Below are 26251 nucleotides of genomic sequence, written 5' to 3' on the forward strand. Positions count from 1 at the left end.
CCTGCAGACTCAGACGGGAGTTCTGACCGGTGATTACCGCTGCACAGATGCGTGCGGCGCGAGCACTGGCCGGCATCGACCAGAAGACGCTCGCTGAACGCGCCGGCGTTTCGCTGCCGACCATCCAGCGCATGGAGGCCAGCGACGGCGTGGTACGGGGCGTGGTCGACACGCTGATGAAGGTCATCCAGGCACTTGACGAGGCCGGGGTGGAATTGATCGGCGACAACCAGGCCAGTGACCGCGGCGGCAGGGGCGTGCGGCTGAAGAACTCGGCATAGATTCCCGATCCGATCGGCCTTGAGCGATTCCAGGAAAGGCGTGCAACGGTTTTCCGCCCGGAATTGCGTGAAAACAAAGGGTTAGAGCGTTTCCGCATTTCCGAGAAGAACGGAAACGCTCTGAGGTTCGCGACGGCGACCGCCGACTTTCCGCAAGATCATTGCGATGCCGACGATGCCGACGCTTTTGCGGAAGGCACGTCATGGATCAGCTCCGCCACCAGCAGGTTCGCAAGGCCGGGCCGATGTTTTCCGAACTGTTCATGCCTAAGCTGGTGACGGTGCTGCGCGAAGGCTACCGTCTGCCGCAGCTGCGTGCCGATGCCGTGGCGGGCCTGACCGTTGCCATCGTGGCCCTGCCGCTTTCCATGGCCATTGCAATCGCCTCCGGCGTGACACCGGAGCGCGGACTGTTCACGGCGATCGTCGGCGGCTTCATCGTCTCGGCGCTCGGCGGCAGCCGCTTCCAGATCGGCGGGCCGGCTGGCGCCTTCATCGTGCTGGTGGCGTCCACCGCCGACCGCCAGGGCCTGGACGGGCTTCTGCTCGCCACGATGATGGCCGGCGTGTTCCTGCTCGCCATCGGCTACCTGCGGCTCGGTACCTATATCAAATACATCCCCTATCCGGTGACGGTCGGTTTCACCGCCGGCATCGCCGTCATCATCTTTTCCGGCCAGATCGTCGAGTTGCTGGGGCTCAAGCTGCCAGGCAAGGAGCCTGGCCCTTTTATACCGAAACTGATGGCGCTTTGGCAGGCTGGCGGCACGCTGAACCCAGCCGCAGCAGGCATCGCCCTGCTTTCCATCATCACCGTGGCAGCACTGAGGAAATGGCGACCGCATTGGCCGGGCATGCTGGTCGCGGTTGCACTGGCGTCCCTGGTTGTGGCGCTGTCCGGGCTGCCTGTAGACACGATCGGGTCGCGTTTTGGTGGTATTCCGCGCAGCCTGCCCTTGCCCGCACTGCCGCCGATAAGCGTAGACAAAGCCATTGCCGTATTCCCGGACGCCATTGCGTTCGCGCTGCTCGGCGCAATCGAATCCCTGCTGTCGGCGGTAGTGGCCGATGGCATGACCGGACGCCGCCACCGCTCGAACTGTGAACTGGTGGCGCAAGGTTTCGCCAATATCGGCTCGGCGCTGTTCGGCGGCATCTGCGTTACAGGTACCATTGCGCGCACCGCCACCAATGTGCGTGCCGGCGCGCATGGACCGATCTCCGGCATGCTGCACGCGGCTTTCCTTCTTGTCTTCATGCTGGTGGCAGCTCCGCTCGCCAGCTACATCCCGCTGGCCGCGCTTGCTGGTGTGCTTGCGGTCGTCTGCTGGAACATGGTCGAGAAGCCGGCGATCGCCGCGCTGCTGCGTTCTTCCAGGGCGGATGCGCTGGTGCTGGCAGCGACGTTCCTGATCGTCGTCTTCCGGGACCTGACCGAAGGCATCGTCGTCGGCTTCGCATTGGGTTCAGTGCTGTTCATCGATCGCATGGCCAAGGCCGTGGCTATCGCTGAAAATGAACCACCACTGATTGCGGACGATGTCGCGGATACAACCAATGGCAATCGTCGCGCCTATGATGCCATCGAGGCGAGCGACCCTGACACCGTCGTGTACCGTATTTCCGGTGCCTTCTTCTTCGGCGCCGCCTCGACGGTAGCGGCCGTGCTCGATCGTATCGCCGACCAGCGCAGGAACTTCATCCTCGACTGTTCCCACGTGCCGCTGTTCGATTCCACTGCGGCCAATGTCATCGAAAGCACGGCATACAAGGCAAGGAAGGCCGGCGTGCGTTTCGTCATCGCCGGTGCGTCGCCGCAGACCCGGCGCATGCTGATCACCCATGGCGTCAAGCGTCCGCTGGTGACGTTCGCCGCATCGGTAAAGGAAGCGAAGATACAGTTGAAAGCTGATGCCTGACGTCTGCTCTCATCCGAAGACGTATCCGCGCGGCAGCGAGCCGAGGGTCCGCGCCAGCATGAGTGCAGGCAGGAACCCGGCGAGCACCGCGTTGGCAAGCAGGAAATGTGCGTTGGTCGCCAGCGACGGGTCGATGCCCAGGGCCACGCCTCTCACATAGCTGACCACGACAATGGCCAAGACGATGGCAAAAGGCAGCCAATGCCCCTTCACGGCAAGACGACCATCGTCCAGAGCCTGTGTCGGCGTGTGGCGGGCCGCTGCCAGGCCGGCCAGTACCCCCGCGACAACGCCAAAGGCGAGGCCGGCTGCTGTCATCACGGAAAGGCCTTTGCGAGCCAGTTCGAAGACATCGAGAGAGACGAGGATCAGCGGCAGCGCGAACAGGCGTGCCGGCGAGATGATTCGGTCGCGGGTTCGGGCCCAGCCGGCATAAAGGGCATAGACGATCAGTGGCCATACCCACAGCGGCGTGTGGGTGACGATGGCGAGAAGGCTGGGGGTAGCGGCCTGGGAAGACATGATGGGCTCCGTTTCGGGATATCGTCGGTTGAAGGCTCTCGGGCGGCGCGCTACCAGTGTGGTGCTGTCTGCCGTCGCGGTTGGCCGGCACGATGGCGGGACGCCGTGTTGGCGGCAAACGTCGTTTCGGGAAGGGACGATCCGATACGTGAAGCACGGCCTGATGCATTCCACGCTTCGCGAAATGCAGGCTCTTGCGTTTTCGCCGCGCTTCTGGGGGTTCATCCTGCTCGCCACTGCCGTGCTCGGAGTGACCGGGCCGTTCGGCACCTATGAACGGCTGACACTGCTGCCGCGCCTCGCCTACTGGCTGGCGCTGGCGCTCGCCACCTTCACGGCAGGCTATGTCGCCATTCGCCTCGTCGGTCAGGTGTTGTTCGAAGGACGAGCCGCACCTTCGCTGGTGCGTGCGCTGGTCACCGGACTTGCGGCTGGTGCACCGATTGCACTGGTGGTGAGTGCGTTCGACTGGGCTGTGCTATCGGCTCCGATACCGGACACATCGTCTGCCATCACGCTTTTCCTCAACTGTGCGCTGATCGCGGCGGCACTGTCGCTTGCCTCGGTGCTGATCGAAGGCGAGGCAAGTGCCGACACCGAACCGGCAGTTGCCTCGAAGCCGATACTCCCGGATGCTGGCTTCGACACTGCGGCGTCCCGGCAATCCACGAGGCCGCTGCTGCTGGATCGCCTGCCACCGCCACTGCGTGGCAGGCTGACAAGCCTGTCGATGCAGGACCACTATGTCGAGGTTCATACAGACAAGGGTTCGACGCTGGTGCTGATGCGCATGGCGGACGCAATGCGTGAGACCGAAGGCGAAGTGGGACTGCAGATCCACCGTTCGCACTGGGTTGCGGTGGATGCTGTGGCAGGCACGGCACGCCAGCAAGGCAAGCTCTTCCTCAAACTCAAGGATGGCACGCAGTTGCCGGTCAGCCGCAGCTTTGCTGCTGCCGTGCGCGAAGCGGGCTTCAGGTAGTTTCTCTTCCCGGCCGGCACGAAAATCGCGCGCCCGGTAAAAAATCTCTCATTCGATGTCACACCTCCCTGGCCTATCCCGTCAAAGGGCGAGGAGAAAACGACATGCGAACCTTGCTCATCCTCATCGGCCTCTATCAGAGCGCCAACGGCATCTTCATGCTGGCTGCTCCGCTGCTTTGGTATGCGGCCATTCCGGGCGTCACCGAAACGGGTCCCGCCAACCCGCATTTCATCCGCGACATCGGGCTTGCCTTCATCGCCGCGGGCGCCGGACTGTTGATCGGCGCCCTAAAGCAGGACAGACGGGCGATCCTGATCGCTTCCATCTTCCTGGGCGGTCATGCACTGCTGCATCTGGCCGAACTGCTGCATGGCACCACACCGACGGATGCACTGCGTGACATCATACTGATCGCCCTGCCGGGCCTGCTGCCTCTTGCCATGCTAACCGCTGCAGGAAGGAGGGCCATCTGATGCTTGCCATGATGCTCAAACGCGCCTTCCGCAAATTCGGGGCGCGCTACGGCTACGACACCAGCTACCTGGCGGAACTGGCCGACACCAACACCACCGGCGCCTTCAAGCTGGGACTGGTCTCGCCTTTCACCGACCACCGCTTCGGATTGGCGGCCGCGCCCTACTTCGCCGCACGCATCACCGCGGCGCGGCAGACCGATTGCGGCTCCTGCCTGAGGCTCACCATCGCCATGGCCCGCGAGGCCGGCGTGCCGATGCGTAACATCAGGGCAATGCTCCTGGATGGCGCGGAAACCGCGCCGCGCGACATGGCGCTTGCCCGGCACTATGCCGAAGCCGTGCTGGCCAACGATCCGTCGCTGCCGAACATCCTCGCGGCCTGCGAGGCCCTCTGGGGAAGGAGCGGCGTGGCCGGGCTTGCTGCAGCCACGGTTTCGGGTTCCTTCTACCCGCTGCTCAAGCGTGGACTTGGCCATGGCAATGCCTGCGAGCCGGTCCTGGCCTGGCTGGCCGGCGAGACGAAGGAGGAGACGATGCGCGAGATGGTCGATGGCTGAAAACCCACGGCTCGCCGCCTATCTCGGCGAACGCCACCGATTGACCAGGCTTGCCTACCGCTACCTCGGCTCGGCCAGCGAGGCGGAAGACATCGTCCAGGATGCCTGGTTGCGCTTCGCCCGGGTGGATGAGCCCGAGGATGCGTCGAAATTGCTCTCACGCATCGTCACCAATCTCTGCCTCGACCGGCTGCGATCGGCGCAGGCCCGACGCGAAACCTATGTCGGCCCCTGGTTGCCGGAGCCGATCGTCGAACGCGCCGGCTCGGTCGAACCCGATAGCAATGACGCGGCGCTGGATATTTCGTTTTCGGTGATGCGGGCGCTGGAGCGTCTGTCGCCTCTCGAGCGGGCGGCGCTCTTCCTGCATGATCTCTACGACGTGCCGTTCGAGGAGATCGCCGAGACGCTGAAGCGCACGCCGGCGGCCTGCCGGCAGATGGCGTCTCGGGCCCGCAGGATGATCAGGCAGGACCAGAACCGCTTCCCGGCTTCCGACGAGGACGTTGCGCGCTTTGTCGCTGCGTTCGACACGGCGATGCGCGCCGGCGATGTCGAGCCGCTCAAAGCGTTGCTGGCCGCTGATGTGGAATATGTCGCCGACGGCGGCGGCAAGGTCCTGGCGGCCATCAACGTGCTGACGGGCAGCGACGCCGTGGCGAAGTTCATGCTCGGAGTAGCGCGCAAGAACCCGGACCCGGCGCACACCACGATCGCGCCCGCCATCATCAACGGTGCGCCTGGGTTGCTCATCACGATTGCCGGCAAGGTCGAGCAGACGATGAGCTTCGAACTCGATGTCCACGGCGCGATCTCGGGCGTCTACGTTGTGCGCAATCCAGACAAGCTGATGGATGTGGAAGTGTAAGTCTCAGGCCGCCCACAACGTCGTGGTCGGGACCGCGGCGAACTGCAGCCGCAATCTGTCGGTCAGCTTCGCGATCCTGCGCTTCCAATCCTTCTCGAACAGCTTCGTCGCCGCCGAAAGGCATTCCTTGCGCAACCGCTTGCCTTCGCGTCTCAGATCCTTCTCGACGGCTGCCCGCGTCTCTGCAGCAACCGCCAGGGCATCGGCGTCCTTTGCCAGCAGCGCGTCGAGGACGGCGAGGTCGTTCAGCTCGCCAAGCTTGCCGCCGAGCTTGTCCAGCCCTTTGTGACGCGCCTTGTCCGGCCAGAGCTTGCCCAGCAGGTCGAACTGGGCTGCGTGTACTTTCACGGCCTTGCGAAGGTCGTGAAAGTCCTCCTCCTCACCTTGCGCCTGGGCCTTGGCGAGTGCTTTCTTCGCGCGTTCAAGCCCGATCCTCACCCCTTCAGCGACGATTGCCGCCGAGGCGTTAGGGTCGGCCGGCAAGGACAGCGCACCAACCCGCAGCAGCCCCTGACGGCAGGTGGCCGTGGCCGCATCGATGATCGAAGCGAAGGCGGTGATGTCGCTCATGGCGGCGGAACGGCGCTCGACCAGGACGGCACGAATGCCCGCATAGAGATCGGCATGGCGAGGATGCGCTTCCGCCAGCCTGTCGACGGTTTCGATCAATGCGGTCGCCTCGCGCGGCCCGGCCAGGCTGGCCGCCACATCGCGGTAGCGCGCATTCTCCGCCTCGAAGAAGGCCTCATCGCCCGGCCGCACGAGCCGCAACAATGCACGCACCGCTTTCAGCCGGCGACGGCATTTGTGCAGGTGTTCTTCCGGCTCGGCATGCGCCCGTGCCAGATGGTCCAGCGCAAGATGCACGTCCTGCCTCAGCAGGCGCATGGCGTCGTTCGCCAGGGGCAGGTTTGCGTCAAGCCGCGCGCTCATGGCACCAGTTCCGGAAAACCGTTCAGCGCCAGTGACGCATTGGAGAACCGCAATTCCCCGGTCACCTCGCGCCCGAGCCAGCCGGGCAGCAAGGCGTCCGGCACACTGTCCTTCGTTTCAAGCTCGGCCACCACCAACCCATCGAGCACGTCGTTGAAGACATCGACTTCGTAGACATAGCCGCAATGGCGGACATGATGGCGGGTCTTGCGGATGATGTTGCCGATGGCGAAGGCCATCATCTCACGCGCCTCGGCAAGCGGCACGGGATATTCGAATTCGTCACGGACCCTCAGATCGGATCCGAACTTCAGCGTCAGCTTGGCGGCCTTGCCGTCGCTGATGCGCATGCGGATCGATCGTTCCGAGGAAATGGCCAGATAAAACTGAGTGATCGCGACGCTGCGCTCCACCGCCTTGCGCCAACCCTCGTCCCTGATCAGAAACTTGCGTTCGACTTCCTTGGCCATCGGCGAGGAATAAAGCGCGACGGCGGCAGCAAATCAACCGCAATTGCAGCCTGGCATAGCACGCGACCGTCACGGCGCCCGGAACAGGCAATCCACCAGCAGCGCCGCCGTGGCGATGGCGACACCGATGATGCAAACCGCCGGCCAGCCACCCCATGCCCAGGCAACACCCGCAATTGCCGAACCGGCAGCACCACCGAGGAAGAACAGCCCGACAAACAGGCCGTTGAGGCGACCCCGCGCTTCCGGTCGCAGAAGATTGATCACGCGCCTGCCAAGCGTCTGGTCGCCGGTGACACCAATGTCGAGCAGCACGGCGCTGCCGCCCAGCAACAGGAGAGGCAGGAGCCAGGCTCCGGAACGTGCAAATCCAGCCCAGGCTGAAAGGGCAAATGCGACGATCATGAGACAATGCGAGAAGATCGTCCCTGCCCGTGTCCAGCCACGATCGCCGGCACGCCCGAACAGCGGTGTCACGACCGCGCCGCCCGCACCGGCAAGGGCGAACAGGGCTATGCCGCGCTGACCGAGATCGAAAGGCGGCTCAGCAAGTCGAAGCGCCACGGATGTCCAGAACAGGCTGAATGCCGCCATGGCAAGGCTGGCTGTCAGGGAATGGCGCCGCAATTCAGGCTCGGAACGCAGCAGGTCCCAGAGCGAGCCAACCAGCGCCGGATATCCGGTGTCGCCTGCCGGGCGCCGCCGCGGCAATCGCTGTGCCAGGACGGCACCGAGCAACAGCATTGTCATGGCACTTGTGCCGTAGAAGGCGCGCCAGCCGAAGGCATCGGCAATCAGGCTGGCGGCGGGACGCGCCAGCAGGATACCGATCATCAGCCCGCTCATCACATCGCCGATAACGCGACCGCGCCGCTCGGGTTCGACCATGGAGGCGGCAATAGGAACCAGGATCTGGATCGCCGAGCAGGCCGCGCCGAGAACAAAAAGAATGACCATCAGCAGACCGGCGTTGGGTGCAAGCATGGCCGCGATTGCAGCCAGCACGGCACAGCCCAGCATCCGCAGCACAAGCGTGCGGTTCTCCAAAAGGTCGGCCAGGGGAACCAGGAAGAACAGCCCTGCCGCATAACCCAGCAAGGTCGCCATTGCCATAAGCCCTCCCATCCCGGCTCCAAAACCGAAGGCGGGGCCGATCAGGCCGACAAGCGTTTGCGAGGCGAAAAGGTTCGTCACGATCACGCCGACGGCGACCGCAAACAGCAGTATCTGCCAGCCGGTGATCGAAGCAGGGGGCGACACGTTACAGGCCGCATCACTGACGTTCGTGGACATGGAACAGCTCCTGGCATGATCTCGCATATTGATGAGGAGCTTTATTCGCAGTCAGCATCATGATACAAATTAAAATGAACAATAATGATTATGCGAAAGTCGCATGAATATTCATGATCTCGAAGCTTTTGTCGCTGTTGTCGAGACCGGCTCCATCGTCGGAGCATCGGCGCGGCTGAACCTGACGCAACCCGGGGTGACGCGTCGTATCCAGAACCTGGAAGACAGGCTGAACACCACGCTGCTCGATCGCCAGTCGAAGCCGTTCAAACCGACCGCCGCCGGGCGGGAGGCTTATGAACATGGCCGCCGCGTGCTGCGCTCGCTCGACGATCTGAAGGCCGGCGTCTCGCCGGTCGGAGATATCGAAGGGGAGTTCAGGCTCGGCATCATGCCTTATCTCTCCGATGCCGCGCTTGCCTTTCCGGTGGAGCGTTTGCGGACCGATTTCCCGAAACTGACATTGCGCATCACTTCCGGCTGGTCGCCGCGGCTGGTGGACCAGGTCCTGCGCAGTGAACTGGATGCGGCGGCACTCTGCCTTGCCGAGGGCCTGCAGCCGCCTGACGAGCTCGTCAGCGAGGATCTCGGCATACAATCGGTGGTGCTGGTCGTCGCAAAGGATCTCCAGCTGCCGAAGCCGACGAGCCTGGAGGACCTGTCGAAATTCCCCTGGGTGATGAACGAAACCGGATGCGGCTTCAGGACCTTCATCCGCCGTCAGTTCGAAGCCGCGCGACTGCCCTTCAATGTCGGCGTGGAGGCCTTGAGCGCCGATCTGCGCCTGTCGCTGGTGGCACGCGGCCATGGCATCGGCATCATAACCCCGGCCGCGCTGACAGGAAGTCCCTGGCAGGACCGGATCGAAATCATCGAGGTCCGGGACTTTCGTCCGCAGGTGCGGGCATGGATGCTGCATCGCCCGCCTGCCGGCCGTCTCGCCCGCCCCATTGCAATCTTTCGCGACGCGCTGCTCGAGGGGCTGCAAGTCCCTTCTCCATTCACTTCATAGCCAAATGATATCCGCTTTACTTTAATCATTCGATTGATTAAATTGCACGAATGTCGACCGAGCCATCCAAAATACCTCCCTCGCCCGCCGATATGACGAAGGCAGCGCTTGTGCGCGCCGCGCTCAAGCTGTTTGGCCGGCAAGGATATGACGGCACTTCCACGCGCGAGATTGCCGCAACGGCCAAGGCCAATATCGGCTCCATCGCCTATCACTTCGGTGGCAAGGAGGGCCTGCGCGCCGCAGTCGCCGACCACATCGTCGAGACCATCCAGTCAATCGCCAACCAGGCGCTGGGGGGCATGGCCGGACCAGACCCCGCAACCCTGACAGCCGAGACCGCGCGTGCGCAATTGAAGGCGACGCTGCAGGGGATGGTTGCCTTCATCGTGGCCAAACCCGAAGCCGGCGAGATCGTGCAGTTCATGCTGAGGGAACTTGCCGATCCGACGCCGACGCTCGACCGCATCTATGGCGGCCTGTTTGAACCGACGCACAAAAGACTTTGCGTCATCTGGGAGCACGCCACGGGCGAGCCTGCCGAAAGCGAAGGCACCCGGCTCGCGATCTTCTCGCTGATCGGACAGGCCGTCTATTTCCGCATCGGGCGCGAGCCTGTGCTGCGCCGCATGGGCTGGACGCAGATCGGCAAGGATGAAGCCGACAAGATCATCGCCACGCTGCACGGCAACCTCGATGCGATGCTCGGCGTGCGCGAGAAACAAACACGCCCGGAGTTGGGAGTGAAGTCATGAGCTTCCTGTGTTCCCTGCCATTGGCGGCACAGCTGTTTTCCGCCTGCAGTGCCGGCACGCCGCTCGCTGTCGGTTATGTCGAGGGCGATTTCGTGCTGCTCGCGCCGATCGAAGTGGCGGAGGTGACGACAGTCTCCGCACGGCGCGGCGACCGTGTCGGTCCTGGCCAGCCGGTGGCCACGCTTGAGAAAGCCGATGCCGAGATCGCCGTGACACAAGCCAAGGCGGCGCTGGCCCAGGCGCAGGCACAACTGGCCGACCTGCAGGTCGGCAAGCGCCCGGAAGAGATTGCCGTGCTGGAGGCAACCTTGCGTTCCGCCAAGGCACAGGCTGCGGATGCCGCTCGCACGCTCGCCCGTACGCAGGACCTGTTGAAGCGCGGGGTCGCGACCCAGGCGCAGTATGATGACGCGGCCACCCAGGCCGAAGTCGCGGACGCCGCCATCGGCCAGGCCACCGCCAACCTGGCCGTCGGCAACCTGCCGGCACGGCCAGAGACAATCAAGGCAGCCGAAAACCAGGTGAAACAGGCAAGAACCGCCCTCGACCAGGCCGAATGGCGACTTTCCAAGCGCACGCTTGTCGCACCCGCGGCAGGCCGCGTCGATGACATCATCCGTCATGCCGGCGACACCGCCGGCCCCAGCGCTCCGGTGCTTTCGGTCCTGCCGGATGGTGCGGTGAAGCTCACCGTCTACGTGCCCGAGGCCAGCCTCTCGGCAGTGAAGGTTGGTGGTGAGCTTGAGGTGCGCTGCGATGGCTGCCCGCCGGACCTCAAGGCCCGCATCAGCTACGTTTCTCCCGATCCCGAATTCACACCGCCGGTCATCTACTCGCTCGAGAACCGCCAGAAGCTGGTCTACCTCGTCGAAGCCCGACCGATCAGCGCCACCGGACCGCTGCAACCGGGGCAGATCGTGGATGTGGATCTGGTGAGTAGCGAATAGGCAGCGCCATATGAATGCCATCGACGTCAAGAACCTGGTCAAGCGCTTTGGTGACAAGACCGTCGTCGACCACGTCACGATGAGCGTCGCCGAAGGCGAGATCGTCGGCTTCCTCGGCCCCAACGGTTCCGGCAAGACCACCACGATCCGCATGATGTGCGGGCTGCTGACGCCCGATGAGGGCGAAGGCACCGTGCTTGGCTATGATCTCAGGACCGAGAGCCTGAAGATCAAGAACGAAGTCGGTTACATGACGCAGAAGTTCTCGTTCTACGAGGACCTGACGATTGCCGAAAACCTCGAATTCGTCGCCCGCCTCTATCGCCTGAAGCCGATCGAGGAACATGTGGGCAGGACGCTGGACGAACTTGGCCTGGCCAGCCGGCGCGATCAGCTCGCCGGCACGCTGTCGGGCGGCTGGAAGCAGCGACTGGCGCTCGCCGCCTGCATCATGCACAAGCCGCGCCTGCTCCTGCTCGATGAGCCGACCGCGGGCGTCGATCCCAAGGCCCGACGCGAATTCTGGGACGAGATCCATCATCTTGCCCATGGCGGACTGACCGTCCTCGTCTCCACCCATTACATGGACGAGGCGGAGCGCTGCCACCGCATCTCCTACATCTCCTATGGCAAGCTGCTGGCCACCGGTACCGTGGCGGACGTGGTGGAAAATGCAGGCCTCACCACCTTCATCGTCGAAGGGCCGCGCCTCGATACCGTGACGAAGGCGCTCGAAGGCAGGCCAGGCGTCGAGCAGGTGGCGCCGTTCGGCGCGACCCTGCATGTCGTCGGTTCGGATGCTGCTGCACTGAAACGCGCGCTGAGCGATGTCGAAAAAGAGCATCCGGGCGTCAAGGTGGCTCCGGGCGAAACCAGCCTCGAGGATGTCTTCATCCAGTTCATGGCCGGCTCGAAGGACAATATGGCGTGAGCAACCTGTTCTCTCCAGCCAGACTCGGCGCACTGCTGACGAAGGAATTCATCCAGATGCGGCGCGATCGCGTCACCTTCGCGATGATGCTGGGCGTGCCGCTGATGCTGCTCATCCTGTTCGGTTTTGCCATCAACAGCGATCCGAAGCGGTTGCCGGCGGCACTGCTGGCCATGAGCAACGACCCATATACACGCGCCATGGTCTCGGCACTGGAGAATACCAACTACTATCGCTTCGACTACATCGCCCGCACGGAAGCCGAGGCGGATTTCCTTCTGGCAAGCGGCGACGTTTCCTTCGTGGTCACCATTCCGGCCGATTTCGGCAAGCGCGTCGAGCGCGGCGACCGGCCGCAGATCCTGATCGAAGCCGACGCGACCGACCCGTCATCGGCCAGCGGCGCGATTTCGACCCTCGGTACCGTTGCCTCCCAGGCACTGCTGCGCGCACGCGGCATGGAGGCGGCTGCGGCCGAAGACGCCGCGAGCCAGCTCGATGTCATCACCCATCGGCTCTACAACCCGGAAGGCATCTCGCAATACAACATCGTGCCCGGCCTGCTTGGCGTCATCCTGCAGATGACCATGGTGATGATGACGTCCATCGCGCTGACGCGCGAGAGCGAGCGCGGCACGATGGAGAACCTGCTCGCCATGCCTGCCAGCCCACTCGAGATCATGCTGGGCAAGGTTTTGCCCTATGCCTGCGTCGGCGCAGTTCAGGTGGTGGTGGTGCTGTTTGCGGCGAAGCTGCTGTTTCATGTCCCCTTCGTGGGTGGTCTCGGATTGCTGCTGTCGTCGATCCTCGTCTTCGTGCTGGGATTGGTGCTGCTCGGTTACACGATCTCGACCGTGTCGCGCACGCAGATGCAGGCTATGCAGCTCACCTTCTTCTTCTTCCTGCCGTCGATCCTGTTGTCCGGTTTCATGTTCCCCTATCGCGGCATGCCGGGATGGGCGCAGACGCTGGGCGAGATTTTCCCGCTCACGCATTTCCTGCGCATCGTGCGTGCCGTCATGCTGAAGGGCGCGGAGTTTCCGGCCATTGCCGGCGAAATCGGCTGGCTGCTCTTCTTCGTGGCGCTGTTTGCGGGGCTGGCATTGATGCGTTTCCGCCGCACGCTCGACTAGAGCGTTTCCGTTTTTCACGGAAACGCGGAAACGCTCTAAGTTTTTGTTTTCGTCGCATTTTTGTAACGCCAAGTGATTCCACTTGGCTACAAAATGCTCTAGCGTCTTCGCTTGCAACGAAAACGCTTCAACTCTTTGCTGTTGCGCAAAACCGCTGCGCACTCTTGCTGGAATTGCTCTAGGCCGCAGCCAGTATCCTGGCGTAGGTGCCGAAATCGACATTGCCGCCCGAAAGCACCACCGCCACGCATTTGCCGGAGAGATCAATCTCGCCGGAGGACAGCGCGGCAAGTCCGACGCAGCCACCAGGTTCCACAACCAGCTTGAGATAGGCCATGGCATCGCGCATGGCCGCGGCCGTCGCCTTGTCCGACACAGCGATGGAACCGGCAAGGTTCCTGCGGTTGATCTCGAAGGTGATGGCGCCGGGTTCATGGGTGAGGATTGCGTCGCAGATCGAGTCATGACCCGGGTCATTGCCGACGCGCGCGCCGGCCTCCAGCGAACGGCGGGTATCGTCGAAGTACTCGGGCTCCGCCACCCAGACCGCGGTCTGCGGCGAGGCGTCCTTGACCGCGATCGAGATGCCGCTCGACAAGCCACCGCCGCCACAAGGCATCACAACGGCGTCGAGCGTCACACCAAGGGCAGTCGCCTGCGCCACGAGTTCCAGTCCGATCGTGCCCTGGCCCGCGATGATGGCGGGATCGTCGAAGGGTGGCACCAGCGCCATCCCCTGCTCCACCCATGGCCGCACCACCTCCATGCGATCGTCGCGGAAGCGGTCGAAGCGCACCACTTCGGCACCCATGCGACGCACATTGGCAACTTTGGTTTCCGGCGCATCAGAAGGCATGGCGATCACGCTTTTCAGACCGAACATGGCCGCGGCCGCCGCGACGCCCTGAGCATGGTTGCCGGATGAGAAGGCAACCACCCCGCCGCGTCGTTCGTCCTCCGACAGCGAGGAAATCTTGTTGTAGGCACCACGAAATTTGAACGATCCGGTACGCTGCAGCGTTTCCGGCTTGAACAGGATACGTCCACCGAAACGCTCGTTGAGCATGGGAGATTCGATCAACGGTGTCGTCACGATCAGACCCGCCAGACGTTCGGCGGCGTTGCGGACATCCGCGATCGCGGGAAGCGAAGCTGTCATGGGAACCTGCTCAATCACACATTCGCCGTCATCATGTGCGCGAAGCATGGGCGAGCGCCAACGAAAAGATGTAACCGTGACAATGTTCATTCGCTTGGAGCAATTCCAGGAAAAGTGCGTAGCGGTTTTCCGCCCGGAATTGCGCAAAACAAGGAGTTTGAGCGTTTCCGCGAAAAACGGAAACGCTCTCGTGTCATCGGTTCGTCAGGGACGTCGGCGGTGCTCACCGATTGTTTCTGAACCAAGCGAAATCTGACTTGAACAGGAAGGCGCCGCCTGACTTTGTGCGGCGATGAGAGGAGGCCTCCAAATGCGCAAGATTCTTACCCTTTCCACCCTCGCAGTAGCGCTGGCCCTGACCAGCCTGCCGCTGACCACTGCCTCGGCCGAAGACCTCAACATCCAGATCGGCCCGGATGGTCCCAAGGTCATGATGCGCGACAGGCGCTGCGACCCCGACCGCGAATATTGCGGCGATCGCCGCCGTTCGGATGAATGGCGCAGCGAGGACGATGGTTATGGCCGCCGTCGCCCGGACGAATGGCGCAGCGACCGCAACGATCCGGACGAATTCTCCGACCGTCGCCGCGAATGCAGCCCGGACCGCGCCCTCGACAAGGCCGAGCGGATGGGTGTGCGCCGCGCCCGTGTCGTCGGCGTTGGCCGCCGTACCATCGAGGTGCGTGGCATTACCCGCAGCGGCGAGCGCGTGCGCCTGATCTTCGGTCGTCGCGACCCGCGTTGCCCGCTGATGAGCTGAGCGATTCCTGCCACGACAAATGCAAACGGGCGCCATTGGCGCCCGTTTGTTTTTGAAGTCACGGAAGTTCCCATTCGCCTGCGGCGAACCGGGCCCTCATCCCAACAGCGTCGGTTTGCGTTTGTTTCCGCCAGCCTTGCGCCAAGAGTTGAAGCGATGCGTGGCCGCAGCGAACGAGATCTTCATCTTCTGCGAGACGGAATAGCGCGATTCCCCCTTGTCGAAGAGCCGATAGCAGCATTCGACGCCTTCCCCGGTCAGCTTGCCGTCCGACGTCTTGTTGTGCGGATTGGCCGGATCGAAAGGTTCGATCTGTGCCGACACCATATCCTTGAGGCGAGCAAGGTCAGCTTCGATCGAGGCAATGAGGTCGAGCACCGGTTTGGAGTCGATATGTTTCACGCGCTTGGCTGGCGTCATGCAGGAGATCTCCGGTTTGGCTTTCCCGATATATAGGTGAACATTTACCAACAAAAAGGTGCGCACCAGGCGGCTGCCGCGGTCGCCGTTCCCTGCCGCTTGACCGGCAGGGGACCACGGCATAGTTTAGAATAATTCTAAACTAGAGATTCCGTCATGCTTTCCCGTGTCTTCGGCTTCGGCCGCCGTCCCTTTTCTTCGCTCTCCGAACAGGAAATCCTCGCGCTGGCCATCTCCTCCGAGGAGGACGACGCCCGCATCTACCGCTCCTACGCCGAGGGGCTGCAGGAGAGCTATCCGCATTCAGCCAGGATGTTCGAGGCGATGGCGGCGGAAGAGGACAAGCATCGCGGCATGCTGATCGAACTGCACCGCAAGCGTTTCGGCGAACACATCCCGCTTATCCGCCGCGACCATGTAAAGGGGTATTATGAACGCAAGCCCGACTGGCTGGTGCGGCCGCTCGGCATCGAAAAAGTGCGCCACCAGGCCGAAGAAATGGAACGGCAGGCGCAGCTCTTCTACATCGAAGCGGCCAAGCGCACTTCCGACGCCTCCACCCGCAAGCTGCTCGGCGACCTCGCCGCTGCAGAGCAGAACCACGAGGACCTCGCCCACAAGCTCGAACAGAAATATGTGCCTGGTGATGTCCGCGACGAGGAAGCCGCGACGGAGCGGCGGCAATTCATCCTCACCTATGTGCAGCCCGGGCTGGCTGGGCTGATGGATGGCTCCGTGTCGACACTTGCGCCGATCTTCGCCGCGGCGTTCGCCACGCACGACACCTGGCAGACCTTCCTTGTCGGTCTCTCTGCCTCGATCGGCGCCGGTATCTCGATGGGTTTCACCGAGGCTGCGCATGACGATGGCAAGCTCTCCGGACGCGGTTCGCCGCTGAAGCGTGGCCTTGCCAATGGCATCATGACTTCGCTTGGCGGCCTCGGCCACGCCTTGCCTTATCTCATCACGAATTTCTGGACTGCGACCTCCGTTGCCGCAGTGGTCGTGTTCTTCGAACTGTGGGCGATCGCTTTCATCCAGAACCGCTACATGGAAACACCGTTCCTGCGCGCTGCCTTCCAGGTCGTGCTTGGCGGCGCATTGGTGTTCGCCGCGGGCGTGCTGATCGGCAACGCCTGATGGCTTTTTTCTCCCGTAGAACGGAGCGATGGACCGATCAACCGTGCGCCTTCTGGCTGTCGGCCGGCACTTCGGCACGGTCGAACATGCCATAGTCGCGGACCACATGGGCGATGCGCAGGCGGTAATCCGAGAAGATACCGGCGCGTCCGGCCTTCTGGGCCTGCCGGTGATCCTCGCTGTTGCGCCATTGTCTCACCGCCTCCTCGTCGCGCCAGAACGAGAGCGACAGGACACGCGCCGGATCGGTCAAACTCTGGAAGCGCTCGATGGAGATGAAACCGTCCATGCCGTCGAGCAATGGCCGCAGATCGGCTGCGATGCCGAGATAAGCGCCACGCTTGCCCTCTGCCGGCGTCACTTCGAAAATAACAGCAATCATGGGTTCGTTTCTCCTGCAAGGAAGCGCCCAGCCGTTTCAAACAGTGCCGCACGGCCGGTTTCGAGATGCATCAGATGGGTGCCCTTGGGGAGTTTGCGATCGAGCTTGATCCGGCTTCCCAAGCGCGCGATCAGCCAGGCAGCATCCGCATCGTTCGAAACGCCATCCCAGGCACCACGCACGATCAGCGTCGGCACTTTGATCCGCTCGGGATCATAGGCCATCCGACCGCTCCAGGCACCGGCAATGTCAGCCACAGGACCGCTCGGGATCTTGACCGCAGGCGGCATGCGCGCGGCACTGCCGGCATCGGTGGCAAGATATGCCGACCCCCACCATGCGAGTTCAGGTTCGATCAGAACTGGCGGATGCCCCACGGGCACGTCTTCGACAAAACGCGCCAGCTGATCGGCTATCGATACCAGCCGCCAACCCGGGACATTGACTTTCGCATGGCCTGCAGCTTCCCGACGGGCGATGGGCCCGAACAGGACAAGGCGATCCAGGTTCTGCGGCTGCTTCGTCGCATAGAGCCCCGCGACAAGAGTACCCCATGAATGGGCAAGCAGCGAAACCCGCGACCTTCCGGTGGTGGCCAGCACATGAGCGACGACGCGGGCCAGCTGCCGGCTGGCCCACGGCGCGCGGCCTCCCGGCGGCCTGCCAACCGGCGAGCGTGAAAAACAGGCCGGACGGTCGGACCCACCATAGCCGACAAAATCGAACGCCCATGCGTCAAAACCACGCCGGTGCAGATCGTCCATCCAGGAATGACCGTGAAACCGGTATGCCACCGACAGCGCCGATGGAAACGTTGCACCATGGACATAGATGACGCTCGGTCCTGACGAGGCAGCGCGCCTGACCAGCAATCGAGGCTCGCCGGCGCGTCCATCGAGCATCGTGACCTGATCCGATGTCACGGTTTCACCAAAGCCGCATGCGGCGCGGAAGCCAGCTTCAGGAAAATCCGGTCCTCCTTGCGGATGAAGTTCTCGCGCCGGGCGAACTCAAAATTGGCCTTGCCGGCAGCATCGGCGGCAAGGCGGGCCCGATAGGCTTCGTAGGCCGCCAGGCTGTCGATGTTGTAGAGCGCATAGGCTGTCGTGGCCGAGCCTTCATGCGGCGCGAAATAGCCGATCAGGTCCGCGCCGCAGCGCGGAATGGCCTGCCCCCAGTTACGGGCATATTCTTCGAACGCCGCCTTCTTGAACGGGTCGATCTCGTAGCGGATGAAGCAGGTGATGGTCATGATCGTCTCCTCGGCATGGGCATCGACATTTCGATCGGCATCGAAACATCGGTTGAAAATGGGGATTAGACTGACGGTGTGGTCACAACCGCCAGGACGACTCTGCGCATTCGCGCCTTACATCCTCGGGCGTCAGGCCGAGATCGGTAAGTTGCCATGTGTCGAGCTCTGCGAGGTCGAGCCGCTGCAGATAGCGGTCATAATTGCACATCAGACGCCGCCGCAGCCCGTCCAAGATGCGGCGGAAGCGGAAGCGGGCATAGCCGGCGTCGGCATAAACGGGGCGAAACAGGCTGGTCATCGTCGTCTCCTTGAACTGCCCTCAGATTAGTGCTTCTCTTGCGGCAATGCTTTGATGGAGATCGAACTATGAAGGACGGACCGGATATCGCCCGTATCGCCAGCCTCGTTGGTGATCCCGCCCGCGCCAACATGCTGACGGCACTGATGACAGGTTCCGCGCTGACAGCGAGCGAGTTGGCGCTGGAGGGTGGTGTGAGCCTGCCGACGGCATCGTCGCACCTGGCCAAGCTGATAGAGGGTGGCTTGCTCACCGTCGCGTCCCAGGGCCGCCACCGCTACTACGGCCTGGCCGGCCCCCAGGTGGCCTCCATGCTGGAAGCCATCATGGGTGTAGCGGCGGGTTTCGGGCCGAAGCGCGCACGCCCCGGCCCGCGTGAACCCGCGATGCGCGAGGCCCGCGTCTGCTACGACCACCTCGCCGGCGAACACGCGGTGAAGATGATGGATACCTTCCTCGCCCGCGACATCCTTGTGCGCAACGGCCAGGAAATCCGTCTCGGCCCGAACGGCCATTCACATTTCACCGCCGTAGGCATCGACGTGGAGAAGCTTGGCCCCTCGCGTCGACCGGTCTGCCGCGACTGCCTCGACTGGAGCGTGCGCCGTTCACACCTGGCGGGTCAGTTGGGCGCAGCGATCCTTGACAAGATCCTCGCCGAGAAGTGGGCGCGCCGCGAAAGGGACAGCCGCGTCGTCACCTTCTCGCCCAAGGGGCGTCAGGCCTTCGGGAAGGCCTTCCTCGAAATCTAGCCAATCGACTATTTGCGCCGGAGATTCCTGACGAATTCCGTGAACGACGACGCCAGGGGCAGTACGTAGCCCCAATCCCTGGAGCTCGCCTCCTCCAGCGTCCAATCGTCATCCTCCGGCGCGAGCTCATGGTCGATCAGGCAGAGCTTTCCCTCATTGCCGCCATCGAACCGCAGGCATATCGGATTGCCGCCATGGTCATTCATGATCCACACCAGATCCTTGTGAAGGGGCCAGGGTGGGGATTTGCGATTCTGCTCCAGCGAGTAACGCGGATCCTTATGCAGACCGCCGACGTCCTCCACATATCCGGCCCACACGCCATTCGGGAAATCGAATGAAACTTTTTGCACGCATCTGCCGCCGGCACAGCTCATCAGGAATGCGCAATAATCGTCAGGGAGAAAGATCCCTGTCGTTTCCTCGAACCGCTGCAGATCAGCTGGTGCTGCCGGGCGCTCGCCAGCCTGATTGATGGCGTCGACAAAGCGCCAAAGTTCCATTCGCAGGCTCCCGCAGATCGTGATTGATGCCTGCAGCGTAGTGAGGAAGCGGTCTCCTTTGCAACTCCCACAGCGTGTCGATCGGTCACTGTTTTCGCTGCGTGGGGCCGAAACAGGAACGCGCTTTTTCGAGTTGCAAACGAAAGCCCCTGTGGCGCAAAAACCACAGCGCTCGCAAAGGCGTCAAAAGGCGCCAAAACACCGTGAATCCGCCACTTTGCAGCCACGATTCGTAGAGGTTTCGCCCGAAGATTAACATCCCGTTCACCGACTATTCACGCCTTCTCGCTAGGATGCACCCAATCGGACGGGACATCCGAAAATCGGGACAGGGAATAGACGAATGACCATCTGGAGCCAGTTCAAGGGCTACGCCGCCGCCATCCGCGAATTCATCGCGCCGACCTATCGGCCCGAGCGTCATTACATGCGCGGCCCTGGTCCGGCCTGCGCTCGCCGCGCCCACGCGCTCGGCGTGAGCGCCCATTGATGACCCTGGAAAGCCGCCACGACAGCCGCGTCGCCCGTCCGTCCGGCGAACATCGTACGACAACCTATCGGCCATTGCGGCCGGGGATGCCGGCTCGGCCCTAAGGCCCCGACGAGTCCATTGTCCCGATCTCCAAACCGCCGGCCCTCGCCGGCGGTTTTTGTTTTTGCACGGGATCAAAATTTTTCCGCATCGCCTGTCGAAATCAGGCAAGCTCGCGCGACATTCGTGCGGCCAGCAAGGACGCGGCCTTCGAAAACACGGGAGATTATCGTGCAATACATGCTTCTGATCCATGTCGACGAAACGGCTTTCGCCAGGATGACCCCGGAAATGCAGGGCGTGATGTCGGAACCCTACATGGCCTACAACGCCGCGCTCGAGAAAGCCGGAGCCATGGTCGTGGGCCAAAGGCTGCAGCCGTCCAACGTCTCCACCACGGTGAAGATCCGCGACGGCAAGACCGAGGTGCTGGACGGCCCCTTCGCCACCACCAAGGAACAGCTCGGCGGATTCTATCTCATCGAGGCTGCGGATCTCGACGCGGCCCTTTCCTGGGCGGCGCGCTGCCCTGCCGCCAGCCACGGCGTTGTCGAAGTGCGTCCGATCTGGCCGACGCACTGACAAGATGGCCGCGGCCAACGAAATGGCACAGGCGGCGGCCGAAGCGGCCGCCCGCCAGAGCTACGGCAAGCTTGTCGCGTTCCTGGCCGCGCGTTCACGCGACGTTGCCGGCGCCGAGGATGCGCTCGCCGACGCCTTCGCCATGGCGCTGGCGAGATGGCCGGAAACAGGTGTTCCGCAACATCCGGAAGCCTGGCTTCTCGCGGTGGCGCGACGCAGGGCCACAGACCAGCATCGCCGACGCCAGACCCGCGAGGCGGCACTGCCGCATCTCAAGCTGATCGGCGAGGAGATGGAGGAGGAGGCGATGCGCGAGAAGCTGCCGGACGATCGCCTGGGCCTGATCTTCGCTTGCGCGCATCCGGCGATCGATCCAGGCGTGCGTGCGCCGCTGATCCTTCAGACGATGCTCGGTTTCGATGCCGCCACCATCGCGTCCGCCTTCCTGATCTCGCCCGCCACGATGGGCCAGCGGCTCGTGCGCGCCAAAGCCCGCATCCGGGAGGCCGGTATACCCTTTCGTATCCCTGAACTGCCGGAACTGCCTGAGCGGCTGTCGGCGGTACTCGAAGCGGTCTATGCCGCCTTTGCGGAGGGCTGGACCGATCCTGCCGGCACCGAAACCCGCCGCCGCAACCTGGCGACCGAAGCGATATGGCTGTGCCGGCTGGTCACCGAATTGCTGCCGCAGGAACCGGAAGCGCTGTCGCTGCTGGCCCTGATGCTCTACGCCGAAGCCCGGCGCGAAGCACGCCGTTGCGCGCATGGCGACTTCGTCCCACTCAGTGACCAGGACATGGCCCTGTGGGACGCAAGACTGATCGAAGAAGCAGACACGCTGCTGTCTCGCGCGGGCAGGTCATCCCATCTCGGTCGCTACCAGATAGAAGCGGCGATCCAGTCGGTCCATGTGGCCCGCCGCCTGACCGGCAGGACCGACTGGGCGGCGATAAGACAGTTTTACGATGCGCTTGTCCTGGTCGCTGGATCGCCGGTCGTGACGATCAATCGCGCGGTGGCCATCGGCGAGACGGATGGAGCGGCAGCCGGGCTGGCCGAACTCGATACCGTCGCGGACGACCGGCGCATCGACGACTACCAGCCTTATTGGGCAGCGCGGGCCGGGCTGCTTGCGGAGCTCGGCCGGGCCGATGAAGCGCGACAGGCCTATGAGCGGGCGATCGGACTGGAACGCGACGAGGCGGTGCGCCGGTTTCTTGCCGCGAAGAAGGCGACGTTGCTGAACTGAACAATCGCCTTTCGCGCAGGCCGTTCAGGCTGGCCACATCTCGTGCGGACCGTTGAGGGCGGCAAGCATGGGATCGGCCCGCAAGCTGGCACAGACCCGCTCGACATTCGGCCAGAGCGCGCGTGCCTTGTCGATATCCGGATACCAGCACACCAGCATCAGCATATAGACATCGGCAATGGTACGACGGTCGCCGACCAGCCAGTCGCGCCCGGCCAGCGCGCGGTCCAGAATGCCCAACTCCTTGTCCATCTCGACAACCGCCGCCTGCTTGACCGCGGCGATGCCGGCAGCGTCGGTGGTCGAACGATGCGGGTAGTAGTAGCGCAGGTTGGCCATGTAGATGGCGGTCGCCATGAACGCCATCCAGCGCAGGAAGTCCGCCCTGCCCGGTTCGCCGGCAACCGGGCCGAGCCCCTTTCCGGGATGCAGCTCGGCCAGCAGAAGCGAGATTGCCGCCGTCTCGGGAACGGCATGACCGTCCGGCAGAACCAGCACCGGCACCTGGTGCATCGGACTGATCTTGAGAAATTCCGGATCGGGCTCCGGCGTCTTCGGCACGTCGATCTGCTCGAATGCAACGCCGGCCAGCTTGAGCGCGGCCTCGATCACGAACCCGCCCGAACCCGGGCGCGTGTAGAGCTTATGCATTTTCAGTCGTTTCCTCCCCGGCTCCGATTCCGAGCCAGCGAGATTTGACCTTGGCAGGACAGCGCCATCAAGCCACCGGCGGCAAGGCCAGGAGGTTTTTCACTGGGACCAGAGAGCGGAAACATCTTCCCGCTCCGCTGGTCAGCAGAGAATGATCTTACGCGCCAAGCCCTTCGAAGAGCACGGTCGACAGGTAGCGTTCGGCGAAGGATGGGATGACGACGACCAGGTTCTTGCCCTTGCTCTCCGGCCGCGAGCCGACGACGATCGCCGCCTGCAGCGCTGCGCCCGAGGAGATACCGACCGGCACGCCTTCCAGGCGAGCGACAAGGCGGGCATTGGCCACGGCATCCTCATTGGAGACCTTGACGATCTCGTCATAAATGGAGGTGTCGAGGATCTTCGGCGCAAAGCCTGCGCCGATGCCCTGGATCTTGTGCGGGCCGGGCTGTCCACCCGACAGCACCGGCGAGGCTTCAGGCTCGACGGCCACGACATGCAGCGACGGCTTGCGCGCCTTGATCACCTGGCCGACGCCGGTGATGGTGCCGCCGGTGCCGATACCTGAGATGAAGATATCGACTTCACCCTTGGTGTCGTTCCAGATCTCCTCGGCAGTGGTTTCACGATGGATCTCGGGATTGGCCGGGTTCTCGAACTGCTGGGGAATGATCGCATCCGGCAGCGACGCCGCCAGTTCATCGGCCTTGGCGATCGCCCCCTTCATGCCTTTCGGCCCTTCGGTCAGCACCAGTTCGGCGCCGAGCAGCGCCAGCATCTTGCGGCGCTCGACCGACATCGTCTCCGGCATGGTGAGAATGAGCTTGTAGCCTTTGGCGGCGGCGGCGAAGGCCAGCGCGATACCGGTATTGCCGGAGGTCGGCTCGATCAGCACGGTCTTGCCCGGCGTGATCCTGCCGTCACGCTCCAGCGCCTCGATCATGGCAACCCCGATGCGGTCCTTCACCGAAGCAATCGGATTGAAGAATTCGAGCTTGGCCAGAAGGTTGGCGACAATGCCCTTTTCCTTCGCGAACTTGTCCAGGCGGACCAGCGGGGTATCACCGATCGTCTCGGTGATCGAATTGTAGATGCGGCCGCGGCCGGGAACACGTGCGGAGGATACAGGCTTGTTCATTGATTTCGCTCCCTGAAACGAGGCTGGCTTATGCGGCTTTTCGACGAAGGAAGATAGACCACCGACAGACTATATCCGAGCGGGCGGCATGCTGAAAACAACAGGCAGCTGGAACAGTTTTCCTGATTATCTCGAAATCTGGTTCAGCTTTGCGCGAACAAAATCACGACCGAACTGCAATCGCCGTTGCAGCACCAACCATGAAACCGGCGGCCGTGCGGTTCAGCGCCTTCAATGCGCGCGGCGAGCGCAGGAACCAGCGCGCCTTGGCGGCGAGCGCAAGATAGGGCACCAGCACGATGAGCAGCACCAAGGCGGTAATGGCGGCCAGAATGCCGTAGTCAGCCCAGGTCAGTGATTTCAGATCGACGATGGTCGGCGTGATCGCCAGGTAGAAGATCATGGTCTTCGGATTGCCGAGCGTGACGGCAAGGCCGGCCAGCACCGAGGGCACGAAACCATCCCGGCCTTTGCGGGCCTCCACGGTTTCGGGCGTGATGCCGGCAGTCCAGAAACTCCAGCCGAGATAGGCAAGGTAGAGCACGCCCAGCCACTTGATGACCAGGAAAACCATGCCGAAGCTCTGCGCCACCAGCGCAAGACCGAGCACGACCGCGGTGAGATAGGTGAGATCGCCGAGCACGAGCCCCAGCGACATCGCGAGAGACGAGCGGAAGCCGGAGCCGAGTGCCCGCGCCACCAGCGCGGTCACGCCGGGACCGGGAATGGCTGCGGCAACCGCGAGCGCGGCGGAATAAGCGAGAAATCCGGCAAGGGTCATCGGGAAAGCCTCGGAAACAGCGCTGCTTTATCGCATGGGCCGCGGGTCGGTGGAATGGCCAGCGCTTGGGCCAGTCGCTCACATTTTTTCGAAAACGCTTAGAGCGCCGCGCGTCCATCCGGACGCGCAAAGGACGCTCTAACACCTTTGAGCTACGCATCGTGCTTTCCGAAAATCGATTCCGATTTTCGGGCCGATGCGCTGAAAGGCATCGACATTTCTCCCCGGCTCCTGTAGGCGCACGGTCCCGCTGCGGCTTGCCTCGACAAGGTCGCACCTTTTTACGCAAACATTCAGGACGAGACGATGCGACCGGCTTTCGGCGGCATAGACTTCGGCACCTCCAATTCCACCGTTGGTGTGATCGAGAACGGCAGGCCGCATCTGGTGGCGCTGGAGGATGGCAATGCGACATTGCCTTCCGCGATCTTCTTCAATTTCGAGGAAGGCAGCACCCTGTTCGGACGCCGCGCCATCGCGGACTACACCGACAGCGTCGAAGGCCGGCTGATGCGTGCATTGAAAAGCGTGCTGGGGTCTTCACTCGCGCATGAAAAAACGCGCATCCAGGCACGCACGCTCGCCTTCACCGACATCATTGGGCTGTTCGTCGCGCATCTGAAGGCACAACTGGACCGCCATGCGGGGCAACCAGTGGAAAACGTGGTGCTCGGCCGACCGGTTCGTTTCGTCGACGAAGACGACGCGGCCGACGCAGAGGCACAGAACCAGTTGGAGAAGGCGGCACGCAAGCAGGGCTTCAAGCATATCGACTTCCAGTTCGAGCCGATCGCCGCCGCGCTAGACTATGAACATACGCTCAATCGCGAAGAACTCGCCCTCATCGTCGACATGGGCGGCGGCACATCGGACTTTTCCATCGTCCGGGTTTCGCCGGAGCGTTCGGCAGCCATGGATCGCAAGGGCGATATCCTGGCCAATCGTGGCGTCCACATCGGCGGCACCGACTTCGACCGGCTGCTCAGCATCGCCCATGTCATGCCTGAGCTCGGCTATCTGACGCCGACGAAGGATGGCAAGCGCAATCTGCCGGCGGGCTATTTCGTCGATCTCGCCACCTGGCAGCGCATCAACCTGCTCTACACCCAGAAGGCCATGCTGGACCTGCGCCAGATCCACTACGAGGCGGCGCGGGCCGACCTCGTCGACCGGCTCATCGAGGTGGTCGAGCATCGGTTCGGGCATGCGCTCGCCACCAAGGTGGAGCGGGCCAAGATCGCGCTGACCGACCAGGATGAAGCAACGGTCGACCTGGCGCTGCCCGGCGCCAACTTCTCGGCCCTTCTGACCAAGCAAGGCCTGGAGAACACCATCCGCGGCGAGGTCGGGCGCGTCACGCAGACGGTTGCCGATACCTTGGCCGATGCAGGCGTGAAGCCGACGGATATCACGGCCGTGTTCCTGACCGGCGGCTCGACCGCCATTCCGCTGGCCCGACGCAGCATCCTGGCCCTGGTGCCGGATGCCAAGGTTGTGCAGGGTGACGCCTTCGGTTCGGTCGGGCTCGGCCTCGCGCTCGACGCGCGGCGCAAATTCGGCTGAGCGT

The 26251-nt window shown here is 63.2% G+C and carries 32 protein-coding genes; 18 read left to right on the forward strand and 14 right to left on the reverse strand.

Translation table 11 applies throughout. The features are described from left to right. Positions 1 to 29: 29 nt before the first annotated feature. Both ACFWYE_RS16995 and ACFWYE_RS17000 read left to right on the forward strand, forming a co-directional pair. Complete coding sequence (locus ACFWYE_RS16995; RefSeq protein ID WP_379061766.1) at positions 30 to 281, forward strand: helix-turn-helix domain-containing protein; 252 nt, start codon at positions 30 to 32, stop codon at positions 279 to 281. 203 nt (positions 282 to 484) lie between these two features. Further along, on the forward strand, positions 485 to 2200 hold the full coding sequence (locus ACFWYE_RS17000) for a SulP family inorganic anion transporter (RefSeq protein ID WP_379112937.1): 1716 nt from the start codon (positions 485 to 487) through the stop codon (positions 2198 to 2200). Positions 2201 to 2209: 9 nt separating this feature from the next. On the opposite strand, the gene ACFWYE_RS17005 is transcribed toward ACFWYE_RS17000, so the two are convergent. Continuing rightward, on the reverse strand, positions 2210 to 2722 hold the full coding sequence (locus tag ACFWYE_RS17005) for a DUF6622 family protein (protein WP_379112940.1): 513 nt from the start codon (positions 2720 to 2722) through the stop codon (positions 2210 to 2212). A 163-nt stretch (positions 2723 to 2885) separates the two neighbouring features. Between ACFWYE_RS17005 and ACFWYE_RS17010 the strand changes: the two genes are divergently transcribed. The 4 genes from ACFWYE_RS17010 (at position 2886) to sigJ (ending at position 5608) form a co-directional block, all read left to right on the forward strand. After that, positions 2886 to 3704 carry a LytTR family DNA-binding domain-containing protein gene (locus tag ACFWYE_RS17010; protein WP_379112943.1) on the forward strand — a complete coding sequence of 273 codons (819 nt, stop codon included), beginning with the start codon at positions 2886 to 2888 and terminating at the stop codon, positions 3702 to 3704. Positions 3705 to 3808: 104 nt separating this feature from the next. After that, entirely contained in the window at positions 3809 to 4180 is a 372-nt protein-coding gene (locus tag ACFWYE_RS17015; RefSeq protein WP_379061774.1) for a hypothetical protein, read from the forward strand. Continuing rightward, a complete protein-coding gene (locus ACFWYE_RS17020; protein ID WP_379061776.1) occupies positions 4180 to 4740 on the forward strand; it encodes a hypothetical protein in 561 nt (186 codons plus the stop codon). Before ACFWYE_RS17015 ends, ACFWYE_RS17020 begins: the two co-directional genes overlap by 1 nt. Continuing rightward, entirely contained in the window at positions 4733 to 5608 is an 876-nt protein-coding gene (gene sigJ / locus ACFWYE_RS17025) for an RNA polymerase sigma factor SigJ (RefSeq protein ID WP_379061778.1), read from the forward strand. The genes ACFWYE_RS17020 and sigJ overlap by 8 nt, the downstream gene beginning before the upstream one ends. 3 nt (positions 5609 to 5611) lie before the next feature. On the opposite strand, the gene ACFWYE_RS17030 is transcribed toward sigJ, so the two are convergent. From ACFWYE_RS17030 to ACFWYE_RS17040, 3 genes are all read right to left on the reverse strand, one after another. Beyond that, on the reverse strand, positions 5612 to 6541 hold the full coding sequence (locus ACFWYE_RS17030; protein ID WP_379112945.1) for a CHAD domain-containing protein: 930 nt from the start codon (positions 6539 to 6541) through the stop codon (positions 5612 to 5614). Continuing rightward, positions 6538 to 7011: a CYTH domain-containing protein gene (locus ACFWYE_RS17035; protein WP_379112948.1), complete on the reverse strand. Its 474-nt coding sequence runs from the start codon at positions 7009 to 7011 to the stop codon at positions 6538 to 6540. Before ACFWYE_RS17035 ends, ACFWYE_RS17030 begins: the two co-directional genes overlap by 4 nt. Before the next feature lie 69 nt (positions 7012 to 7080). Then, on the reverse strand, positions 7081 to 8304 hold the full coding sequence (locus ACFWYE_RS17040; protein ID WP_379112951.1) for an MFS transporter: 1224 nt from the start codon (positions 8302 to 8304) through the stop codon (positions 7081 to 7083). A gap of 103 nt (positions 8305 to 8407) precedes the next feature. On the opposite strand from ACFWYE_RS17040, the gene ACFWYE_RS17045 reads away from it, so the two are divergent. The 5 genes from ACFWYE_RS17045 (at position 8408) to ACFWYE_RS17065 (ending at position 13082) form a co-directional block, all read left to right on the forward strand. Continuing rightward, positions 8408 to 9316 carry a LysR family transcriptional regulator gene (locus ACFWYE_RS17045; protein WP_379112954.1) on the forward strand — a complete coding sequence of 303 codons (909 nt, stop codon included), beginning with the start codon at positions 8408 to 8410 and terminating at the stop codon, positions 9314 to 9316. 92 nt (positions 9317 to 9408) lie between these two features. After that, positions 9409 to 10071 carry a CerR family C-terminal domain-containing protein gene (locus ACFWYE_RS17050; RefSeq protein ID WP_379112956.1) on the forward strand — a complete coding sequence of 221 codons (663 nt, stop codon included), beginning with the start codon at positions 9409 to 9411 and terminating at the stop codon, positions 10069 to 10071. Continuing rightward, positions 10068 to 11018 carry an HlyD family secretion protein gene (locus ACFWYE_RS17055; protein ID WP_379112959.1) on the forward strand — a complete coding sequence of 317 codons (951 nt, stop codon included), beginning with the start codon at positions 10068 to 10070 and terminating at the stop codon, positions 11016 to 11018. The genes ACFWYE_RS17050 and ACFWYE_RS17055 overlap by 4 nt, the downstream gene beginning before the upstream one ends. Before the next feature lie 10 nt (positions 11019 to 11028). Continuing rightward, a complete protein-coding gene (locus tag ACFWYE_RS17060; RefSeq protein WP_379061789.1) occupies positions 11029 to 11949 on the forward strand; it encodes an ATP-binding cassette domain-containing protein in 921 nt (306 codons plus the stop codon). Next, positions 11946 to 13082 carry an ABC transporter permease gene (locus tag ACFWYE_RS17065; protein WP_379112962.1) on the forward strand — a complete coding sequence of 379 codons (1137 nt, stop codon included), beginning with the start codon at positions 11946 to 11948 and terminating at the stop codon, positions 13080 to 13082. Before ACFWYE_RS17060 ends, ACFWYE_RS17065 begins: the two co-directional genes overlap by 4 nt. A 178-nt stretch (positions 13083 to 13260) precedes the next feature. Here the strand turns inward: ACFWYE_RS17065 and ACFWYE_RS17070 are convergent, their stop codons facing one another. After that, complete coding sequence (locus ACFWYE_RS17070) at positions 13261 to 14241, reverse strand: threonine/serine dehydratase (protein ID WP_379112965.1); 981 nt, start codon at positions 14239 to 14241, stop codon at positions 13261 to 13263. 310 nt (positions 14242 to 14551) lie between these two features. Here ACFWYE_RS17070 and ACFWYE_RS17075 point away from each other — a divergent pair, with 310 nt between their 5' ends. Further along, positions 14552 to 15001 carry a hypothetical protein gene (locus ACFWYE_RS17075; RefSeq protein WP_379061793.1) on the forward strand — a complete coding sequence of 150 codons (450 nt, stop codon included), beginning with the start codon at positions 14552 to 14554 and terminating at the stop codon, positions 14999 to 15001. A gap of 96 nt (positions 15002 to 15097) precedes the next feature. On the opposite strand, the gene ACFWYE_RS17080 is transcribed toward ACFWYE_RS17075, so the two are convergent. After that, positions 15098 to 15421, reverse strand: coding sequence for a hypothetical protein (locus ACFWYE_RS17080; protein ID WP_379113139.1), 324 nt, complete (start codon positions 15419 to 15421; stop codon positions 15098 to 15100). A 156-nt stretch (positions 15422 to 15577) separates the two neighbouring features. Between ACFWYE_RS17080 and mbfA the strand changes: the two genes are divergently transcribed. Further along, a complete protein-coding gene (gene mbfA / locus ACFWYE_RS17085) occupies positions 15578 to 16561 on the forward strand; it encodes an iron exporter MbfA (protein ID WP_379061797.1) in 984 nt (327 codons plus the stop codon). Positions 16562 to 16598: 37 nt separating this feature from the next. Here the strand turns inward: mbfA and ACFWYE_RS17090 are convergent, their stop codons facing one another. The 4 genes from ACFWYE_RS17090 to ACFWYE_RS17105 all read right to left on the reverse strand — a co-directional run bounded on the left by ACFWYE_RS17090 (position 16599) and on the right by ACFWYE_RS17105 (position 18496). Next, positions 16599 to 16943, reverse strand: coding sequence for an antibiotic biosynthesis monooxygenase family protein (locus ACFWYE_RS17090; RefSeq protein ID WP_379061799.1), 345 nt, complete (start codon positions 16941 to 16943; stop codon positions 16599 to 16601). After that, on the reverse strand, positions 16940 to 17866 hold the full coding sequence (locus tag ACFWYE_RS17095) for an alpha/beta hydrolase (protein WP_379112968.1): 927 nt from the start codon (positions 17864 to 17866) through the stop codon (positions 16940 to 16942). Before ACFWYE_RS17095 ends, ACFWYE_RS17090 begins: the two co-directional genes overlap by 4 nt. Next, on the reverse strand, positions 17863 to 18195 hold the full coding sequence (locus ACFWYE_RS17100) for an NIPSNAP family protein (protein WP_379112971.1): 333 nt from the start codon (positions 18193 to 18195) through the stop codon (positions 17863 to 17865). Before ACFWYE_RS17100 ends, ACFWYE_RS17095 begins: the two co-directional genes overlap by 4 nt. 82 nt (positions 18196 to 18277) lie before the next feature. Beyond that, positions 18278 to 18496, reverse strand: coding sequence for a hypothetical protein (locus ACFWYE_RS17105; protein ID WP_379112974.1), 219 nt, complete (start codon positions 18494 to 18496; stop codon positions 18278 to 18280). Positions 18497 to 18564: 68 nt separating this feature from the next. Here ACFWYE_RS17105 and ACFWYE_RS17110 point away from each other — a divergent pair, with 68 nt between their 5' ends. Then, positions 18565 to 19248, forward strand: coding sequence for an ArsR/SmtB family transcription factor (locus tag ACFWYE_RS17110; protein ID WP_379112976.1), 684 nt, complete (start codon positions 18565 to 18567; stop codon positions 19246 to 19248). 8 nt (positions 19249 to 19256) lie between these two features. On the opposite strand, the gene ACFWYE_RS17115 is transcribed toward ACFWYE_RS17110, so the two are convergent. Further along, positions 19257 to 19751, reverse strand: coding sequence for an SMI1/KNR4 family protein (locus ACFWYE_RS17115; protein WP_379112978.1), 495 nt, complete (start codon positions 19749 to 19751; stop codon positions 19257 to 19259). Positions 19752 to 20094: 343 nt separating this feature from the next. Between ACFWYE_RS17115 and ACFWYE_RS17120 the strand changes: the two genes are divergently transcribed. The 3 genes from ACFWYE_RS17120 (at position 20095) to ACFWYE_RS17130 (ending at position 22114) form a co-directional block, all read left to right on the forward strand. After that, complete coding sequence (locus ACFWYE_RS17120; protein ID WP_129410768.1) at positions 20095 to 20241, forward strand: hypothetical protein; 147 nt, start codon at positions 20095 to 20097, stop codon at positions 20239 to 20241. A gap of 282 nt (positions 20242 to 20523) precedes the next feature. Continuing rightward, positions 20524 to 20865 (forward strand): YciI family protein, encoded by a 342-nt coding sequence (locus tag ACFWYE_RS17125; RefSeq protein ID WP_379073140.1) that lies wholly within the window; start codon positions 20524 to 20526, stop codon positions 20863 to 20865. Between the two features lie 4 nt (positions 20866 to 20869). Continuing rightward, positions 20870 to 22114 (forward strand): RNA polymerase sigma factor, encoded by a 1245-nt coding sequence (locus ACFWYE_RS17130; RefSeq protein ID WP_379112980.1) that lies wholly within the window; start codon positions 20870 to 20872, stop codon positions 22112 to 22114. A 24-nt stretch (positions 22115 to 22138) separates the two neighbouring features. Here ACFWYE_RS17130 and ACFWYE_RS17135 read toward each other — a convergent pair whose 3' ends face one another. From ACFWYE_RS17135 to ACFWYE_RS17145, 3 genes are all read right to left on the reverse strand, one after another. Continuing rightward, positions 22139 to 22765 carry a glutathione S-transferase family protein gene (locus ACFWYE_RS17135; RefSeq protein ID WP_379061813.1) on the reverse strand — a complete coding sequence of 209 codons (627 nt, stop codon included), beginning with the start codon at positions 22763 to 22765 and terminating at the stop codon, positions 22139 to 22141. Between the two features lie 157 nt (positions 22766 to 22922). After that, a complete protein-coding gene (gene cysK / locus ACFWYE_RS17140; protein ID WP_379061814.1) occupies positions 22923 to 23903 on the reverse strand; it encodes a cysteine synthase A in 981 nt (326 codons plus the stop codon). 163 nt (positions 23904 to 24066) lie between these two features. Continuing rightward, entirely contained in the window at positions 24067 to 24684 is a 618-nt protein-coding gene (locus ACFWYE_RS17145; protein WP_379112983.1) for a LysE family translocator, read from the reverse strand. Between the two features lie 306 nt (positions 24685 to 24990). On the opposite strand from ACFWYE_RS17145, the gene ACFWYE_RS17150 reads away from it, so the two are divergent. Then, the gene (locus ACFWYE_RS17150) at positions 24991 to 26247 is read left to right on the forward strand and encodes an Hsp70 family protein (protein WP_379112986.1); all 1257 of its coding nucleotides are present in this window, start codon (positions 24991 to 24993) and stop codon (positions 26245 to 26247) included. The last annotated feature ends 4 nt before the right edge of the window (positions 26248 to 26251 follow it).

The organism is Mesorhizobium sp. NPDC059025 (genome assembly GCF_042739655.1).
Taxonomy (GTDB): Bacteria; Pseudomonadota; Alphaproteobacteria; order Rhizobiales; family Rhizobiaceae; genus Mesorhizobium.

Excerpts from the sequence above, each read along its gene's own strand:
- ACFWYE_RS17000 (WP_379112937.1), top strand. The coding sequence starts at position 485 with ATGGATCAGCTCCGCCACCAGCAGGTTCGCAAGGCCGGGCCGATGTTT.
- ACFWYE_RS17005 (WP_379112940.1), bottom strand. The coding sequence starts at position 2,722 with ATGTCTTCCCAGGCCGCTACCCCCAGCCTTCTCGCCATCGTCACCCAC.
- ACFWYE_RS17010 (WP_379112943.1), top strand. The coding sequence starts at position 2,886 with ATGCATTCCACGCTTCGCGAAATGCAGGCTCTTGCGTTTTCGCCGCGC.
- ACFWYE_RS17015 (WP_379061774.1), top strand. The coding sequence starts at position 3,809 with ATGCGAACCTTGCTCATCCTCATCGGCCTCTATCAGAGCGCCAACGGC.
- ACFWYE_RS17020 (WP_379061776.1), top strand. The coding sequence starts at position 4,180 with ATGCTTGCCATGATGCTCAAACGCGCCTTCCGCAAATTCGGGGCGCGC.
- sigJ (WP_379061778.1), top strand. The coding sequence starts at position 4,733 with ATGGCTGAAAACCCACGGCTCGCCGCCTATCTCGGCGAACGCCACCGA.
- ACFWYE_RS17030 (WP_379112945.1), bottom strand. The coding sequence starts at position 6,541 with ATGAGCGCGCGGCTTGACGCAAACCTGCCCCTGGCGAACGACGCCATG.
- ACFWYE_RS17035 (WP_379112948.1), bottom strand. The coding sequence starts at position 7,011 with ATGGCCAAGGAAGTCGAACGCAAGTTTCTGATCAGGGACGAGGGTTGG.
- ACFWYE_RS17040 (WP_379112951.1), bottom strand. The coding sequence starts at position 8,304 with ATGTCCACGAACGTCAGTGATGCGGCCTGTAACGTGTCGCCCCCTGCT.
- ACFWYE_RS17045 (WP_379112954.1), top strand. The coding sequence starts at position 8,408 with ATGAATATTCATGATCTCGAAGCTTTTGTCGCTGTTGTCGAGACCGGC.
- ACFWYE_RS17050 (WP_379112956.1), top strand. The coding sequence starts at position 9,409 with ATGACGAAGGCAGCGCTTGTGCGCGCCGCGCTCAAGCTGTTTGGCCGG.
- ACFWYE_RS17055 (WP_379112959.1), top strand. The coding sequence starts at position 10,068 with ATGAGCTTCCTGTGTTCCCTGCCATTGGCGGCACAGCTGTTTTCCGCC.
- ACFWYE_RS17060 (WP_379061789.1), top strand. The coding sequence starts at position 11,029 with ATGAATGCCATCGACGTCAAGAACCTGGTCAAGCGCTTTGGTGACAAG.
- ACFWYE_RS17070 (WP_379112965.1), bottom strand. The coding sequence starts at position 14,241 with ATGACAGCTTCGCTTCCCGCGATCGCGGATGTCCGCAACGCCGCCGAA.
- ACFWYE_RS17075 (WP_379061793.1), top strand. The coding sequence starts at position 14,552 with ATGCGCAAGATTCTTACCCTTTCCACCCTCGCAGTAGCGCTGGCCCTG.
- ACFWYE_RS17080 (WP_379113139.1), bottom strand. The coding sequence starts at position 15,421 with ATGACGCCAGCCAAGCGCGTGAAACATATCGACTCCAAACCGGTGCTC.
- mbfA (WP_379061797.1), top strand. The coding sequence starts at position 15,578 with ATGCTTTCCCGTGTCTTCGGCTTCGGCCGCCGTCCCTTTTCTTCGCTC.
- ACFWYE_RS17090 (WP_379061799.1), bottom strand. The coding sequence starts at position 16,943 with ATGATTGCTGTTATTTTCGAAGTGACGCCGGCAGAGGGCAAGCGTGGC.
- ACFWYE_RS17100 (WP_379112971.1), bottom strand. The coding sequence starts at position 18,195 with ATGACCATCACCTGCTTCATCCGCTACGAGATCGACCCGTTCAAGAAG.
- ACFWYE_RS17105 (WP_379112974.1), bottom strand. The coding sequence starts at position 18,496 with ATGACCAGCCTGTTTCGCCCCGTTTATGCCGACGCCGGCTATGCCCGC.
- ACFWYE_RS17110 (WP_379112976.1), top strand. The coding sequence starts at position 18,565 with ATGAAGGACGGACCGGATATCGCCCGTATCGCCAGCCTCGTTGGTGAT.
- ACFWYE_RS17115 (WP_379112978.1), bottom strand. The coding sequence starts at position 19,751 with ATGGAACTTTGGCGCTTTGTCGACGCCATCAATCAGGCTGGCGAGCGC.
- ACFWYE_RS17120 (WP_129410768.1), top strand. The coding sequence starts at position 20,095 with ATGACCATCTGGAGCCAGTTCAAGGGCTACGCCGCCGCCATCCGCGAA.
- ACFWYE_RS17125 (WP_379073140.1), top strand. The coding sequence starts at position 20,524 with ATGCTTCTGATCCATGTCGACGAAACGGCTTTCGCCAGGATGACCCCG.
- ACFWYE_RS17130 (WP_379112980.1), top strand. The coding sequence starts at position 20,870 with ATGGCCGCGGCCAACGAAATGGCACAGGCGGCGGCCGAAGCGGCCGCC.
- ACFWYE_RS17135 (WP_379061813.1), bottom strand. The coding sequence starts at position 22,765 with ATGCATAAGCTCTACACGCGCCCGGGTTCGGGCGGGTTCGTGATCGAG.
- cysK (WP_379061814.1), bottom strand. The coding sequence starts at position 23,903 with ATGAACAAGCCTGTATCCTCCGCACGTGTTCCCGGCCGCGGCCGCATC.
- ACFWYE_RS17145 (WP_379112983.1), bottom strand. The coding sequence starts at position 24,684 with ATGACCCTTGCCGGATTTCTCGCTTATTCCGCCGCGCTCGCGGTTGCC.
- ACFWYE_RS17150 (WP_379112986.1), top strand. The coding sequence starts at position 24,991 with ATGCGACCGGCTTTCGGCGGCATAGACTTCGGCACCTCCAATTCCACC.